Here is a 16,180-nt window from a genome sequence, read left to right on the forward strand (position 1 = left end):
GCCAGAATCCTTTCGATAGGATCTTATTGCTGTTTAACCATACGTTTTTTGCCATAAGTTCCGAGTCGCCATAAATATTCTACCGGTCCCATCCGGAACCGTTTGAGAATAAGGGTACTAGATATGATTTGTAGAAGCAGTATGGCCGCCGCTGCAATCATCTGTGTCGATACATGCACTGTACCAGGCCAATCTAGCAGATTGGATAGTGTTAGTATAATAACGGTTTGCAATAAATAATTGGTTAAAGCCATTCTGCCTAGAGAAGCTAGGGGCGCAAGTAGTTTCTGTACAACTCCATGGCGCATGAGTAGGGTTAGCGTTGTCACATAAAAAATACTGACTGGAAGTCCGCCTACTGCGAAAGCTACATCCAGAGCGCCTGTTTTATCCATGATACTCTGTTGCGCAAAATACATCGGAATGATTAGCAGCAGAGAAACCACTTGGGTGATCCGTAATCCTAGCTTATACCGTGACGGATTCTGAAATAATCCAATCAGACCACTCCAATGCCCAAGCAGAAACATACCAAACGTTACCACTATCGGGCCTAAGTAGAGACCTGCAAGGGTGACCACAATGCCTGCAATCAATACAAAACTTGACTTTAACTTATAAAAAGGAAGGAGAATCAGTCCAATGACTGCATAGATGAGCAAGGTTTCACCGGGTTGGAAATAATGGTGCACCAGACCGATTAGAAATAAAATGAACAGCCTACGCAGAAATAATAAACGGGGCTTAGACTCCCCTTTAGCTTCAGCCCGGGATAAGAATAACTGAAAGCCAACACCGAATAAAAATGAGAATATCACAAAAAATCGGTGATCCACTGCTACATCAAGAAAACGAATAATCTGCAAATCGAGCGAGTTAAATTCCATCGTACCGAATACCATCTGACGAATGTTTATGAAGATGATACCCATTAGAGCAAAGCCACGGAGCACATCGAGTGTTACGATTCTTTTCACCATATTCTTTATACCATCATCTTCTTGAGACTTTGTATGTAGCGTGATCGCGCTATGATGAAATATATAGTTTGCACAGCAAGGAATACACCAGATGTAATTAGCACAGGTACCGTTACATTCGTGATACTAATTTGTTTCAATACCGGTCGGATGACGACAAGCGTCTGGATGGTAGCGACAATGATCGGAATATAGAACAGCACAGAGATTTGTCTGGTGGCAGAAGCAGACATTTCTTTGACGCTTAAACCGATTTTAGACAAGGCATTATACATTTGCTTATCTGCATTCAGCTCAGTATGAAGCTTGAAGAAGAGGAAGCTGGCTGAAGAAAGTGAGAAGATAAGCGCGATAAAGATCCCTATAAAGCTAAGCATAGCCGTACCTTGTTTGGTAGTTAGATAATCATCTGCTCGAGCATTTAATATGGAGATATATTGATTGTTGGTATTGTTGGAATCTCTACTCCACTGGATCAGTTCATTGGTGATGATGGTTTCAGGTGAGGTATCCACAGGTAGTGGACCGTCCCAAGCAGGGATTTTATATAGATATTTCACATATGATCTCGTGTACTTCGCTGCTGAAGAAGAGATATTCTTGTACAAGCTGTCATCTACAATTAAGAGTGAGCTTGAATATTGCCCCATGGGATGGCTCTTCGGAATTCGTACCTCTTTCAGCATAAGCTCCGCATCGTTTTGAACCTTCAGCAGAATCTTTTGATTAATAGTATAGTTCTGTGAATCCACCTGAGGGTTTAGCAGTAAGACAGCTTCTTTGTCAGATAAGGGAGCAACTTCGGACATATCCATTTTTGAAGTTAACTGATTGAACTGGGACCAGGATATTAAATCAATGCTTTGGGTAGCTTCTTTACCCAGACTCTGAATGGAGGCAGAGATTAGCTCGATTTTATTCTCTGTATACTCCACTTTAGCGTTTTGTAATTTATTATGAATGGGTTCTAAGTCAGGGGGAGTTTTCCCTGGTTTATAAATCGAATACTCCATAGCGAATGGACTATTTTTATAGAGTTCTACGTTTGCTTGATTAATCGATAAAATAAATCCTGACGCCATGCAAGCAAGCGAGGTTACAACCGTTACAAGAAACAGCATTCTTGCATTATCTTTGATCTTGTAACTCATCTCGGAAATCCATAACAGGTTGGTTCCGCGCCAAAGTCGCTTGCGGCTTAGTTTAAGCAGACGTATTCCGAGTACGGACAGCTGAGAGTAGAAGAAATAGGTACCTGCGATCCCCGTGACAGCAGCAACTAATAACGTAATTGGAGACAACTGCTTTCGAATGGCGAGTGCCCCTGCCGTCAATAACAGAAGCCCAAGGAGTGAGAGCAGCCAAGACACACGGGGCTCCTTTTTAGGTTTAACACTCCCTTTTAACAGATCAAGGACTTGATGTTTGCGGATAAATAACAATGTGAAGATAGAGATGACCAGAAACAGTGAGATAAACGAAATAGATGTGATCAACAGCGGTTTAACTGGCCAATAGAAGGGTAAATGATCCATTCCCATAATGGTCGTGCTGAGCAGCAAAAATAACTTGGATAAAAGCATGCCGAAAGACATACCTGTTACTATGGACAGTAGTCCGATCAGCATATTTTCTATAAGAATCAGTTTGTTGATCTGACCGGAACGTGCACCTAACATCATTAGTATGCCGAACTCCAGATTACGAAGTTTCAGAAATGCACTAATCGAGTAAAGAACGAAAAAGAAAGCAAAGACAAACACAATATAAGAAGCGATTTTCATACCAGCGGCTGAATTTGTACCTAGCTCGATACTGGCAACCCCAGGATGATAAATAAAGACGGAATATGAAAAGAAGATCATGACCATAAAAGCACTACTTAAGAAAAAGGCAAAATACGCCCGAGAATTACGCTTCACATTGTTAAACGCGAATTGAGGAAAGTTCATGACTATTCCCTCCCCAGAATGAAAGTGTGTCGATAATTTTTTGGAAGAAGGCTTGGCGGTTATCTCCCCGGTGAATTTCGGCTGCTAGCTTCCCATCTTTTATAAAAATAATCCGATTGCAGTAGCTCGCTGCCAGCGGATCATGTGTCACGAGCATTAGCGTAGTGCCTTCTTTGCAGTTAATATCCTCTAGCGACTCCATCACAATTCGTGAGGAATTAGAATCAAGTGCCCCTGTGGGTTCATCTGCTAGAATGATCGAAGGCGAAGTAATAATGGCACGGGCAATCGCTGTCCGCTGCCGTTGTCCGCCGGATATTTCATAGGTGCGTTTATTCAAAATTTCCGTAATGTTCAAGCGTGCAGCGACCTTTTGCAGCAAGGCTTCCATTTCGGAGAGCTTGCGATTATCCAGCGTTAGAGGAAGCACGATATTTTCGGCTACCGTTAAAGTCTCCAGGAGGTTAAAGTCTTGAAATACAAAACCGAGTTCTCTGCGACGAAAGTGAGCAAGGTCTTTTTTGTTCAAAAGATAAGGATTGCTGCCGTTGATATTCACCTCACCTGAGGAGGGCTGATCGATGGTAGACACCATGTTAAGCAGAGTGGTTTTGCCGCTCCCTGAGGGGCCCATGATGCCAACAAATTCGCCGCTTTCAATGCTAAGATGAATATCGGTGAGGGCCTGTGTCTTTACTTTGCCCGGATATACCTTATTAAGACCTTTGACTTCTAAAACATCCATTCCTATCATTCCTTCCATTACAATCTAATTTCATCCGTCCTTAAGCGGGGACGTGTTATGTATATAATTTACAAGATCGGGCTATGTGCTGCTATGGATTTACCTTAACGTTATCTTACAACCCGTTTAAGGTTATGTTCGTACGTGAAGCGAGTAGGCCATACATAAAGAAGAGGGACTCCGTAGCCATAAGTTAAGTATGACTAGAAGTACCCTCCGATCTTATTTCTGTAAATGGTCACTGTTGTGAAATGTAATTTGGACTGTAGTGCCTTCTCCAAGCTTAGATTGAAGCTCCACAGTATGTCCTAGCCGGATGCAAATTTCTCGCACTAGATACAGTCCCATTCCTGTTGACTCATGGTATTGGCGTCCACGTTCACCGGTGAAGTATGGATTAAACACTCGTTTGAGGTCTTCAGGAGAAATGCCGATACCTTGATCTGTAATATTAAGTAAGAAATCCGTTCCGATGTGCTTTGATGAAAGGGTTACGGTTTTATCGTTGCCGGAGGTGTAATTCACAGCATTGGTCAAGATTTGGGTTAGCATAAACATTAACCATTTGGCATCACTATATACGGTGAAGTTAGGATTGATTTGTATATTTACCTTTATGCCTCTTCGGATGAAAAGCCTGCGGTTCTCAGCTACAGATTCACTAACCACTTTACTGAGAACTAGCGGCTCCACTTGGAAATCATCCTCAAATTGATCCAGCCTTGAAGTATAAATCACCATTTCCAGCCCTCTGCGCAGACGTTCCAATTCCTCCTGAATACTTATAGCAGCCTCATCCTCAAGATCCTCTAGCGAAAGCTGAATGACTGAAAGTGGGGTCTTCATCTGATGAACCCAGCGGTTCATGAATACGATATGCTGATCCATTTGGCGGACATGCCCATTTACCTGCTCCTGATACTGGCGGTCAATAAGCTGTAATAACTCATGGATCGCTTCTGGTAGCGGGGTGTCTCCTAAGGAAACAAGATGTTCCTCTAGCATATTCTTGGGATTACTTAAGGCTGCGTATAATCTCCGGTGCTGAGCGTATCGGTAGCCGAGATACAAGAGAAGAACTGCAGTGCTCAGGGCTATGCCATAGAGCATGATCGAGAGGGGTCTATCCTCACCGGTCAGCCAATATAGTGGTGGAACAAGCAGTACTTGAAGCAGGTAGAATAGGATAAATGGAAGCTGGTCTCTCCAAAATAGCTTCATAGCATATCCTTAGTGACATTAAGCCGATAGCCAGCGCCTCTTACAGTTTCCACAATATCGCCAAGACCGAGGTCCTTGAGTTTTTTGCGGACACGGGTTATGTACACATTTAAAGTATTGTCATCTATAAAATGCTGATCCTTCCACATGAGATCTAGCAGACGCTCCCGGTTAACAACTCGTCCTTCTTTTAGCAATAAGGCTTCCAGTAGAACCGCTTCTTTCTGTGTCAGTTCGCTGGATTGCCCGCCATATTGAATCACAAACCGCTCAGGATAAAGAATTAGTTCTCCGGCTTGGAGCGTCCTTTCCTCTTGAATTTGTGAGTAAGAGCCGTAAGCTCTGCGTAAATGGCTGCGGATTTTGGCAAGTACGACTTCATAATGAAAAGGCTTGGTGATGTAATCATCCCCGCCATTTTCTAGCGCCATTACCTGATCCATTCCACTATCCCGAGCGGATATGAAAAGAATAGGGCAGAGTGAGGTAGTGCGAATCTGGCGACACCAATAAAACCCGTCGTATTTAGGCAGGTTAACGTCCAGCAGAACAAGGTCAGGATGGGTGTCATTAAAAATCTCTAGTACCCTGTTGAAATCCTCTACTATCACCGTACGAAATTCATATTTAGATAGATACGTGCTTAGTAGGCTTGCGAGCTTAGCATCGTCCTCTATGATTAGAATAGTCTCCATAGTTGTGCTCCTTTGATCAAATATAAGAATGCAGTGGTTCACACGGTTATACAGTAACACGGACTAGGAAAATCATGCAAAAAGGACGTCTAGCTGCCGAAAAATAATATGAGGAATAGTTGGACTTTGTACAATAGATTCTATCAAAAAGACATTGGGATTTGATTCTATTGCACATCCTGCAACCAATTGGTTACCAAAACGTCTTATTATTACAAATAGGTCGAATTCTAATGTACAAAGTACAACAGAATCCTATTTTCCTATAAAAAAGAATGCATCTATTGCACAAACTGCAATAGATGCATCAAAAAAAGTATTCTTAGAAGTAGAAGCCGAACCTAGCACAACGCTCGTTCATGCCGCTGGCTAGATCATTCTATTGATATTTAACCACAATTGCGTTGCTAATCTGGCGCCCAGGGGTCGTGAGATATTTGCCATTGTAGTATAATCCGCTCGATGCGCCGCCATCCAGATTCATGGCTTGATACGCTCCAGCCTGCTTCATCATTTCTGCGAGCTGTGGGATAGTAGCTCCACCAGTAGTTAGCAGAATTAGCTTGTGGTCGCGAGTGAGGCCGAGTGCGCTGCGGGCTCCGCCGCCTGTTAAGATTTTGGCATCTTTGAAGCCTTCTGCCGCAACATTAAGAGATACCTTACCATTCACAAGCAGACGTGGTCCGGCTTGGAGCGCCCCTTCCATAGATCCGGAAGCGAAATGGTTCGTAAACTCTAGTCCGGGAATAAGCGAGGCCAGGTGATTGCTATCATAGGTGAAAATCGTGCGGCGATCTCCAGAGCTGTTTTTGAGCATTTTCCCACCACTGACCATGTAACCGTAAGGAGCTTTGTAGGCCCCTTTAGTGTAGGCATCAAAGAACGTACCATTAATAGCCACTACGGCATTATTGCGCTTGGCTAGACTGCTCAGGTCCTCCACTTTTCCTACCGTATTTCCTGCTAGTACAACGTCGAGCTTCACTTTAGGATGCAGTAGGGATACCGTAACCGTTTGGGCTTTGAAGGATCTGCCGCCCACCTTGAAAGTTTTGCTAGCACTGACAACGGGGGAGGAATCTGCTTTGATAAGTGCGCCAGTCAGTACAGGTACCGTTGATGAAACCCCGTTATTAGTAAGGGTTACAGAAGAGGCTTCCTGATTCCACTCTAATTGAAAGCCCAGCGTTTTACTGATAAAAGACAAAGGGATATATACCGTACCGTTATCACTAAAAGCGGAATCGGTTAGTGTAACTGGCTTGTCGTTGACTAGCGCAGCTGCTTGTCCTACAGTAAGTGTAATCTTAGTGTCTGCGTTCGTAATGGTTATACGTTTGTCACTAGCATTCATTTCAGCATGTATACCAGTGAAATTATTTAAGAGACGCAGCGGGATGTACGAGTGATTATTCTTGGTCACATACACGGTGTTTTTCGGAACCGGAGCAGCACCAGCAGTGGAGGAACAAACTGTATAAACCGGAACCAAACATAGTAGAAATGCGAGAAAGAACGGAAACAATAACTTTTTCATATGAACCAAAATCTCCTTATCCTGTAGCTGATGTAAAAAGCGGTAAGGTTTATTATACCTCAAGTTCTAAAACATGGATAACCTGATTTTTCAAATACTCATGGAAAGATTCTGATAGAATGTAGATACCATTACAAGAATAGTACTAGAACTCAACAACTAAAGGGAGATCTTTATGACTACAATAGGTTTAATTCGCCATGGAAGTACCGCGTGGAATAAAGAAGGCAGAGCGCAAGGGCATACGGATAATCCATTGGATGCTGAGGGGGTGCAGCAGGCGGTTCTTCTTGCTGAACGGCTCAGCACTGAACAATGGGACTATTTATATTCGAGTGATCTGCTTAGAGCGCGACAAACAGCAGAGGTAATTGCAACAAGGCTTGGCATGGAGATCGCCGGTTTAGTACCAGGTATCCGTGAGATGAACGCAGGGCAGATTGAAGGTACTACGGAACAAGATCGCGTTGAACGATGGGGAAGTGAGTGGAAGAAGTTGGATTTGGGACTGGAAAGTCCGGAGGCCAGTGAGATCAGAGGCAGTCAGGCCATCGAAGATATCGCGGAGAAACATCCGGGCAGTCGTATATTGGTCGTTAGCCATGGTGCGATTTTACGGAGTAGTCTTAGAAGACTTTTTCCAGAACTGAATGTAACTGTTTTGCTCAGTAATACATCTATCACCCGGATTATTAAATCCGATTCGACATGGAATTGTGAACTATACAATTGTGCACGGCATTTGAAGATATAATTAGTGTTCAGATAATGTTCAGAGCATTTTAATATAGTAATTGCTCAGATAGTTAATCATTTTTGTAGTCAGAAGGATGTGCGAATTTAAGGTGGCAGAGGTCCAGATTTACTTACAAACGTTATTCTCCATTCTCATCGCAGCAGCGGCCGGTTATTCAGTGCTAAGACTTTACCGGGATATTTCATCTAAAACGCCTCAAAAAAGAGCGATTCATACCGGTCTTTCCGTGATCATTATCGTCGCCTCCCTATGGATCATGCACCAGCTAGGTGTAGAAACCTTACTGGGAAATGAAGTGGCCGATGATGGGGTTATTATACCGCTGTTGGTCTATAGTCTTACGATAGCCCTATGTATGTTTTTACTTACACGCATGAATCTAGTATTGGCTGAAAGAGAGCAATTGAAAGAACTGGCGTATAAGGATGCTTTAACGGGGTTATTGAATAAGAATGGAATGGATCATTTTTGGGATCGATGCAAAGTAAATGAACAGCTTGCTGTTTTGTTTCTGGATCTGAATCGTTTCAAATCGATCAATGACAGCTTGGGGCATCATGTGGGGGACTTATTGCTGCAAGAAGTGGGTAAAAATCTAATTCAATTCTCCAGCAAAAGAAAACGTCATATTTTCCGCGTCGGCGGGGATGAATTTGTGATTGTCGCCAAAGGTAGCACTCAGAAGGAAGCGGAGCAGCTTGCTGTGCGGATTCTGGAGAAGACGACTAAGAGTTACCAGCTTGGCGAGCATAACTTGTTCGTATCCATGAGTATAGGGATCAGCATAAGTCATGGTAAGGTGGATCATTTTAGGCTGCTAAATGAAGCAGATACAGCGATGTACGCTGCCAAACAGCTTGGTACGGGGCGTTACTCCGTCTATAAGAATTAGCATGAGTTGGTGTAAAATACAAGCGGCAGCCATGGACCTCTACAATAGGTCCTAGACTGCCGCTATTTTTATTGGACTAACTATTCTACTTGAAATGAAATTATGCGCCAGGCGAATGAATGCTGTTAGTCACATCCTTGCGGCCTTTCATGAGGAACAAGCAGACAAGAGCAACTGCCATACTAATCGCCGCCACGTAGAACAGGATCGAGTAATCAAAGATATCAATCATAAGTCCCAATAGTGGAGGCGAACTGATGGCCGCAAGGGAAGAGACGAGATAATACATCCCAGTTCGTGTACCAATGCTCTCTTCTGTCCCTGTTGCCACAACATAAGGATAGGAATTGATATTAATACAAGCCCAGAAGACTCCACCTAGCAACAGTAACCCTCGAAGGAGCAATAAGTCCTTTGCAAAACCGACGAGAGCAAAAATGGTCATTAGTCCGCATACGCCGATGATGATCATTTTTTTCTTCCCGAATCTTCCGCCCAGCCAACCGCTCGGAATGGCGAACAGCACAAAGGCCAAAGAGAAGAAAGTGAGCGAGAAGGAGGCCGCCTGTTCGCTTAGGCCGAGATGATGTTTGCCATATAAGGTAAACAGTGTCTCAACGCCTTGATATGCTACGAACCAGAAGAAAATCGCCGCTAGCAAAAATACTGTGGTACGGTCAAGCTGACTTCGAAAGGAAATACGAGTTGGCTTGGTGGCAGTCCCTGCTTCTGAAGGAAGCTTCATTTGCACGTTTACGCCATCCCGATTTTCTTTAATAAAGCGTGATACGATAAACAGACATAATAAGGTAATCAGTCCAGCAACGATAAACGGTAGCGCTGGGTTTGATTTATACAGGATAGAACCTACGCCAAAAGCGAGAATAGAACCGAACCCACCCATGAAATTAATCAGCCCGTTGGCCTTCGTACGCTGCTCTTCTGGCGTAATGTCCGGCATGAGGGCGACGGTTGGTGAACGGTATAAGCTCATGGCCAGATTCATCAGCATCATAAACAACAGAAGTGTAAATAGTCCGGTATGGAACGGAATCAGCATGGTTAGCACGGCAGCGAAAGGCATACCGATCATAAGATAAGGCATTCTGCGTCCAAAACGCGAGGTAGTGCGGTCACTACGGTTGCCAATCCAAGGCTGCAGGAATAAGGCAAAGTAATTATCAATCGTCATCAAGAAGCTGATAAGTGCCACACTATGTACGTATTTTTCTAGAAAAAAGGGTACAAATGCGTTATACAGACTCCACGTAATGCTGATGCTGAAAAAGCCGAATCCGAGCAACCAGACTTTTTTCACACAGTCACACTCCCTTATTATTTAGCTAGAAGCCCAGCCAGCACATCTGGATGATCTGTAATAATACCTGACACTCCAGCTTCGATTAAAGCCTTCATCCGCTCTGGATCATTAACAGTCCAAGGATGATAAGCGATGCCATGCTTAGCGGCTTCTTCGACGAATTCAGGAAGCACTGCTTGATGATAAGCATGTAGTGCGTTTGCGCCAAGCGTAGCTGCATAATCCCAAGGACGATACAGACCTTCCCCGTATAGAATTCCTGTCTTGATCTCAGGTGCGATCGTTTTACTGTGAGCTAGTGAATAATGGTTGAAGCTTGAAAAAATCACGCGATCGCTCATCTTGAACTCCCGTACAGCCGCGATAACCTTTTCCTCCATACCCGGGTAAAAGAAAGTACCATTTTTAAACTCGATGTTCAGTACTGTATCTCGACCTTGCAGCAGATCTAACAAATCTTCTAGCAACGGGAGTTTCTCGCCTTTGAACTCGGGACTGAACCAAGAGCCCGCGTCCACTTCCAGAATTTCTGCAAGGGTTTTATCCTTCACATAGCCACTTCCGCTTGTCGTACGGTTTAGGGTTTCATCATGAATAAGAACAAGCCCGCCATCCTTGGTCATTTGTACATCGGTTTCAATGCCGGTTGCACCTAACTCAAGACCTTTGCGGAACGCTGCCATAGTATTTTCCGGACACACTGCCGATGCGCCGCGATGCGCAAAATTAATAATGTTTTTCATCAGCTATTCATCCCTCCAACTTAGTGTTTGCTGTCGCCCTGTAGACGAGGGCTACTTTTCATATTCCACACGAAGACAAGAAACCCTGTCTAGAAATACTGACAGGGCTCTATTTCTTGAAATTTAACATGCAGTTAACCTTACTGCAAATTCTCGCCTCAATGATTCATAGCGCCATAAGGGATCCGTTCGAGCAGACCTGATCCATAGATGTTTTGCAGCTTCAGCTCTGGCATATGAATATAACCGATATAACAGTCGCATACCTTCATTCGGCAGGCTCTTACAGCGGATAGGCCTTCCAAGCCATCGCGGTAGAGATTGCCTATGACACCTCTGTCCTTATAGCAGCGTTTCACCAGTCCAGCGCCTTGTACATAAAAGACTTCATTTCCAGCGTTGCAGGTTTGACCAAGGCTCTCGTAATCCATAGCATTCACAGCAAAATGCGGATCAATTTTGCTAAGAATGGAAAGATCCTCGGCAGTATAGTAATCCGGTTTATCTTTATAAGCATTGACCCATAGATATACACTCTCCGGTAATGCTGCGCGAAGCGAGGCTATAGCAGGAAAGGCGCTGCGGATCCCAACGCTCCCTACACTGAAAGGCACATTATTCTCATACAAAGTCATGCATTGCGTTAGAAACTTATCCTCGCTCACCTGTCCGGGGTGGTAAGTAGCCCAAAAGGCAGCCTTGTTTCGATTCAGCTTATGAATGAAGTCAAGATTTGCTGAAAGGTTCGTCTGAATCGCTACCTTCTCCACATGCTCCATATTGGAGAGCAAGACCATCGCTTCTTTGTACCAGCGATGAATCAGACCTTCGCCATAAGGATTGAAAAAGATAGACAACCGATGGCCCGCTGTACCTTGCAGAGAGGCCCACTCGACAAAGGTTTCCAATCCTTGTCGATCCTTCGCGAGAGTGGCTGCGCTGTCTCTTGTTTTGCCGAAAGGACAGTAGGGGCAGTCATAGTTGCAGGAGGTGAGAGACCCACGGTAGTAGAGGACCGCATTCATGGCAATACGAACCTTTCCATCTGCTCTCGTATCTCTCCTGAAATAAACCAATCACCGATGGAATCGGAGTAGCCCATGCCTTCAGTAGTGAGGCGTAATACTCCATCTTCTTCTTTCCCTAAGCCGGTATGAAGCAGGTTAGACAGTTCAGGATAATCACTCCAGAGTGAATTTCCGAAGCGCAGACTATAATCTTCAAGCCTCAGACCTTCACTATGTAAAATCGCCTTTAGAATAAAGCGGCGCTTCTGTTCTTCTAGACTTAGCACAATTCCGTAATCTGCCGTATCGTAACGATCTGCACTGACGTAATCGGCAATAATGCTCTCGGTTGCTTTACGGCTCACCCCATAACGGGAAGCGTAATGCACATTGCGGGTATAAGACCTAGCCCCGCAGCCTAGCCCGACCATTCCTTCTTCCTGACAGCTGTAGTCAAGAATGCGTTTATCCGTTCCTGCGGTTTCCTTGGCGAAACGACGCATGGAATATTGGTGATAACCTCTGGCTTTAAGCAGCTGCCCAGCGGCCTTGTAGCAGTCTAGGCGAATATCTTCCTGACGCTGGATATCATCAGGCTTTACGATGGTATGCTCACGGGTATAGAGCGGATAAATAAAGATTTCCTCAGGATCATAGCTAAGCGTCTGATTTAGCGAATACAGCCAAGAATCGACGGTCTGCCCTGGAAGACCATAGATCAGATCCAAATTCAGAATGGGAAAATCATATTTTCCCAGCAGCTCTAGTGCGCGATACACCTCATCCGGATTTTGTGGGCGATAGATGGCCGCCGATTCAGCTGCGACAAAGCTTTGAATGCCCATGCTGACCCGATCCACCGTATATTCTTTTAGAATATTCAGCTTCTCTTCGGTGATCGTCTCCGGTGAAGTTTCCACTGAGATGGAGGCTGAGCTCGTATCCAGTCCCATCGTATCAACGGCAATGTGGAACAAACGACGCAGTTGATCTGCCGCCAATAATGTAGGTGTTCCACCACCAATCGCGAAACGGGCATACGGCTTATGTTTGGTGAACGCTGCCCATTGCTTGGCTTGGCGTTCTAGCGCGTCTACGTATGTAGCGTGAACATTCGCGCGTTTATCAGGCAAGGTGAACAGGTTGCAGAATCCACAGCGAGCACCGCAAAACGGGATATGCATATATAGAAAAAAGGATTCTGCAGGTTCATCTCGCCATAAGGTTTCTAGCGGCATCGGAGGCTGCAAATCCCTGTAAGCTGTTTTGTGTGGATAGGAATACAGATAAGATCGGTAAGGGTTAGCAGTAATATTGTCTTTCCACCCGTGAAGCTCTTCTAAAGAGAAGGACGATAACGTCATAACAGTTCTCCATCCTTTCCTTTTATAAAATAAATTCCCGATAAGGGACGTTCCATACGGTCTCGTGAGCCAAGCGATGCCCCTGATAGCCATCTTCGCCAAAAGCGGTTCCATGATCAGAAAACGCCAGACAGAAGGTAGGATTACCGCGTTCCCGGAAGGCATCGAATAATCGGCCCAGTTCACCATCCACATAGCGGAGTGCGGCGCGCTGGCTGTCTACGGAGTCCTTTTTAGCACCGGGTATAAAATAATGGTTTGGCCCGTGAATGGCTGAGACATTGAGGAACATGAACAATCTTTGTTCGCGTGGAGTATCCTTCAACAGCTTCAAGGCATGATTCACCTGATGCTCTGTGGAACGCGGATTGGTGACCCCGAACGTCATCCGCCAGTAGCTGTGCTGGAAATAGCTTGGTAACACACGAGCGAGTGGATTTTTTTTGGTGAAAAAAATAACGCCCCCAATACAAACCGTACGGTAGCCCTCGGCAGCAAGCCCGGATACGATATCGGGTGTATCGAACAGCCAGGTATGGGGATGCGTCTTCATTCCGGTGTTTCGGGAATGGAACATTCGGATATGTTCCGTCTTATCCGTTGTGGCTGGAGTAGGCAAAAAACCGCCGAAGAAGGCGTGATGAGCCGCATAGGTAAAGCTGCCTGGGGTATGTCTTTTCTCCCATGATCCGGTTCCGCACAAGTTCGGGCAGTTTGATTCTTCCATAACAGCAGCATCATAACGAAGAGTATCGAGTGTGATCATAAGAATGTCATGAGTGCCGACGATGGTGTTCATATCCATTAAGATAATCCTTCCTTTATAAGCGGTGTGGAGGGAGGTGTGATATAGTCTCTAGCCGACAATACCTTCATTTCCCATTCGTAGGTGCTGCAGCCGCGGTATTTCACATCGTACAGCAAGTCGCCAAATGGATTGACATCCGCGACAAAACATTGCTGTGAACCCCCGGAGACGAGTACATCGATTCCGGCTACCCCGGAACGGGGAAAAGCAGCCAGTGCTTGCACAGCGGTATTCCGCACCTGCTCCTGTACGGATTCAGACAGACCGGCTTCCGAAAGAGACATCCGCTGGTTGCGTAAATGCAGATTCGTAATTGGTGTAGGGCTGACCCGGGCAACCGCGTGGCAGGCCTCGCGGAGAACGACTAGCTGGCGAATATCGAATGCTTTACCCTTAAGCCCCGCTTTAGGGATCCATTGCTCAGCATAAGCACCGTGCTGGTAGATCCAGTTCATAATTCCCGAGATTGTGGCGGTATCCGTGTACCGTCGAAGTTTACCGGAATTATAGTAAATGGGTGGTCGAGTGATGTAATCCTCGACCCCCACTGTTGTTAAGGCAATTTCGGCCCCCGTCACAGGATGGATTTGATAGGCGATCACTCCAGAAGCGGCAGAACCAAAGGCCAGCTTAATGAATACCCGGTGCATGCGCCGGGATAACATCATCTCCCGGAGAGAGTCATAATCCGTAGGCTGCTGATCTTCGCCTACTGGGCGAGGGATTGGAATCCCTGCCTCGCTCAGAATCTGTTGTGTCTGGCGTTTATCGGTCATGGCCGCAATGTCAGTAGGGTCATTTAACCACAGTGAACCTGGACACGCGGTGTTGGCCTCTCGCTGTAGTCTAGCCAGCATTCGGCAGTAGCCACGGAACCATTGTGATGGATGATGCAGGACACCTTGCATTTCCTTCAATTGACGGGCTACCTTCACGCGGAGTGGTCGCGGATCAGGCCTATCGGCGAAGGGATGCAGGGAATCGTCCATATCTTCCGAATCCGGTGCACCCAGAGCGATAATGGCTCGTTCTATCTCGAAGCTGCTGCCAGGCGATTCCAGTCTCAGTAGCGGGGGAGCTGCACTGAGATCTACTCCGTTATAAACGGAGGACTGACGGGGTATCTGTTTCTTCTGCTCTTCCATAAGATCGCCTAACGATCTTCCTTGCAGAAACTCAGCGTACGATAAAATAATGGCAGGGGGCATTCCAAGATCGGAACGCGCTTGCTGGATGCCGCTAGTCCGTTTATCACCGGGAATACCGATAACGATCATCGGCCTCATGAGAGGCTCACTCTGTGATGGAAGGATAACGCCAGTCTTCCTCATCATCGCTTTCCTGCTTGTCGCTAACATCAACAGGCAATCCACTTTGCTTCCAGCGGTTAATCATCTCGTCAGACATATAATGATGGCTTAGGTTTAATGCTTTTAATTTTTTGATTCTGTCGCTGGCTAGTAGCAATTCTGCCCCCTCGTCGCTTAGGGTACCGAGTGATAGATCGAGCGTATCTAGCTGATCCAGAATAGGAGCATTTGCTAATGCACCTGCGATCTCATCTTGGATCTGGCTATTTTTTAAACCTAGATAAGTAAGCTTAGGGAACTTTCCTACTTCTATAAGAGGGAGAAGATCTGCTAGGCTGCCGTCAAATCCGTAGTTATCTACGCCGAGATATAGCTCCAGCTTGCGCAAATTCGGCAATTGGCTAGTTGCAATCTGTTCAAGAACGGTTTTACCTAAGCCTCCACTTATAATAATCAGTTCTTCTAGCTTGTCGTGTTTGAGTTCTGAGAGGCTCAGCTCATTCCCACCTTGAATCGTGAGTGACTGTAGCTCTGGAAAAGCAGGGAGCAACGGCGATAGATCACTTTGGGTAATCCAAGAAATCTCGCATTCCTCATAGCCCATCTCGCCTATGAAAAGCTTGCGCAAAGCAGGGAAACTAGCACTATGCGTAACCAGTGACTCTACAACTTCTTCTGAACTATTTTCGTAGGCTTGCCCCCAATCACCGATAATTAGACTTGTCAGCGAAGAACTTTCAGGGCTGCTACTAAGTTTCTCAATTTCAGTGCCAATTCTTTGGCCTTCTTCGAATTCGTCGTATCCGATACTAAGCTTTACTTCCGTCATGGGCATTCCCTCCCGGAAA

The 16,180-nt window shown here is 45.4% G+C and carries 15 protein-coding genes; 2 read left to right on the forward strand and 13 right to left on the reverse strand.

Annotation, left to right across the window (positions count from 1 at the left end):
• Positions 1-23: 23 nt before the first annotated feature.
• The 6 genes from MKY99_RS05450 to MKY99_RS05475 all read right to left on the reverse strand — a co-directional run bounded on the left by MKY99_RS05450 (position 24) and on the right by MKY99_RS05475 (position 7,130).
• Positions 24-980 (reverse strand): DUF418 domain-containing protein, encoded by a 957-nt coding sequence (locus MKY99_RS05450; RefSeq protein ID WP_339269165.1) that lies wholly within the window; start codon positions 978-980, stop codon positions 24-26.
• 5 nt (positions 981-985) lie between these two features.
• Entirely contained in the window at positions 986-2,932 is a 1,947-nt protein-coding gene (locus MKY99_RS05455; RefSeq protein ID WP_339269167.1) for an ABC transporter permease, read from the reverse strand.
• Positions 2,907-3,677 (reverse strand): ABC transporter ATP-binding protein, encoded by a 771-nt coding sequence (locus MKY99_RS05460; RefSeq protein ID WP_076299208.1) that lies wholly within the window; start codon positions 3,675-3,677, stop codon positions 2,907-2,909. The genes MKY99_RS05455 and MKY99_RS05460 overlap by 26 nt, the downstream gene beginning before the upstream one ends.
• Positions 3,678-3,899: 222 nt before the next feature.
• Positions 3,900-4,898: a sensor histidine kinase gene (locus tag MKY99_RS05465; protein WP_339269168.1), complete on the reverse strand. Its 999-nt coding sequence runs from the start codon at positions 4,896-4,898 to the stop codon at positions 3,900-3,902.
• The gene (locus tag MKY99_RS05470; RefSeq protein WP_339269169.1) at positions 4,895-5,593 is read right to left on the reverse strand and encodes a response regulator transcription factor; all 699 of its coding nucleotides are present in this window, start codon (positions 5,591-5,593) and stop codon (positions 4,895-4,897) included. Before MKY99_RS05470 ends, MKY99_RS05465 begins: the two co-directional genes overlap by 4 nt.
• A 379-nt stretch (positions 5,594-5,972) precedes the next feature.
• On the reverse strand, positions 5,973-7,130 hold the full coding sequence (locus MKY99_RS05475; protein WP_076299211.1) for a phosphodiester glycosidase family protein: 1,158 nt from the start codon (positions 7,128-7,130) through the stop codon (positions 5,973-5,975).
• A 175-nt stretch (positions 7,131-7,305) separates the two neighbouring features.
• Between MKY99_RS05475 and MKY99_RS05480 the strand changes: the two genes are divergently transcribed.
• Positions 7,306-7,884, forward strand: a complete 579-nt coding sequence (locus MKY99_RS05480) for a histidine phosphatase family protein (protein WP_042185403.1) — start codon at positions 7,306-7,308, stop codon at positions 7,882-7,884.
• A gap of 76 nt (positions 7,885-7,960) precedes the next feature.
• Positions 7,961-8,779, forward strand: coding sequence for a GGDEF domain-containing protein (locus tag MKY99_RS05485; protein WP_339269171.1), 819 nt, complete (start codon positions 7,961-7,963; stop codon positions 8,777-8,779).
• Positions 8,780-8,879: 100 nt separating this feature from the next.
• Here the strand turns inward: MKY99_RS05485 and MKY99_RS05490 are convergent, their stop codons facing one another.
• The 7 genes from MKY99_RS05490 to MKY99_RS05520 all read right to left on the reverse strand — a co-directional run bounded on the left by MKY99_RS05490 (position 8,880) and on the right by MKY99_RS05520 (position 16,161).
• Complete coding sequence (locus MKY99_RS05490; RefSeq protein WP_339269172.1) at positions 8,880-10,097, reverse strand: SLC45 family MFS transporter; 1,218 nt, start codon at positions 10,095-10,097, stop codon at positions 8,880-8,882.
• A 17-nt stretch (positions 10,098-10,114) separates the two neighbouring features.
• Positions 10,115-10,843: a glycerophosphodiester phosphodiesterase gene (locus MKY99_RS05495; RefSeq protein WP_076301059.1), complete on the reverse strand. Its 729-nt coding sequence runs from the start codon at positions 10,841-10,843 to the stop codon at positions 10,115-10,117.
• Positions 10,844-11,001: 158 nt separating this feature from the next.
• Complete coding sequence (locus MKY99_RS05500) at positions 11,002-11,868, reverse strand: STM4011 family radical SAM protein (protein WP_339269174.1); 867 nt, start codon at positions 11,866-11,868, stop codon at positions 11,002-11,004.
• Positions 11,865-13,214, reverse strand: a complete 1,350-nt coding sequence (locus MKY99_RS05505; RefSeq protein WP_339269176.1) for an STM4012 family radical SAM protein — start codon at positions 13,212-13,214, stop codon at positions 11,865-11,867. The genes MKY99_RS05500 and MKY99_RS05505 overlap by 4 nt, the downstream gene beginning before the upstream one ends.
• A 22-nt stretch (positions 13,215-13,236) precedes the next feature.
• Complete coding sequence (locus tag MKY99_RS05510) at positions 13,237-14,019, reverse strand: STM4013/SEN3800 family hydrolase (RefSeq protein WP_339269178.1); 783 nt, start codon at positions 14,017-14,019, stop codon at positions 13,237-13,239.
• On the reverse strand, positions 14,019-15,356 hold the full coding sequence (locus tag MKY99_RS05515) for an STM4014 family protein (RefSeq protein ID WP_339269180.1): 1,338 nt from the start codon (positions 15,354-15,356) through the stop codon (positions 14,019-14,021). The genes MKY99_RS05510 and MKY99_RS05515 overlap by 1 nt, the downstream gene beginning before the upstream one ends.
• Positions 15,316-16,161, reverse strand: a complete 846-nt coding sequence (locus MKY99_RS05520; RefSeq protein WP_339269182.1) for an STM4015 family protein — start codon at positions 16,159-16,161, stop codon at positions 15,316-15,318. Before MKY99_RS05520 ends, MKY99_RS05515 begins: the two co-directional genes overlap by 41 nt.
• Positions 16,162-16,180 lie beyond the last annotated feature (19 nt).

Source organism: Paenibacillus sp. FSL R5-0470, from assembly GCF_037975205.1.
Classification (GTDB): domain Bacteria; phylum Bacillota; class Bacilli; order Paenibacillales; family Paenibacillaceae; genus Paenibacillus_AQ.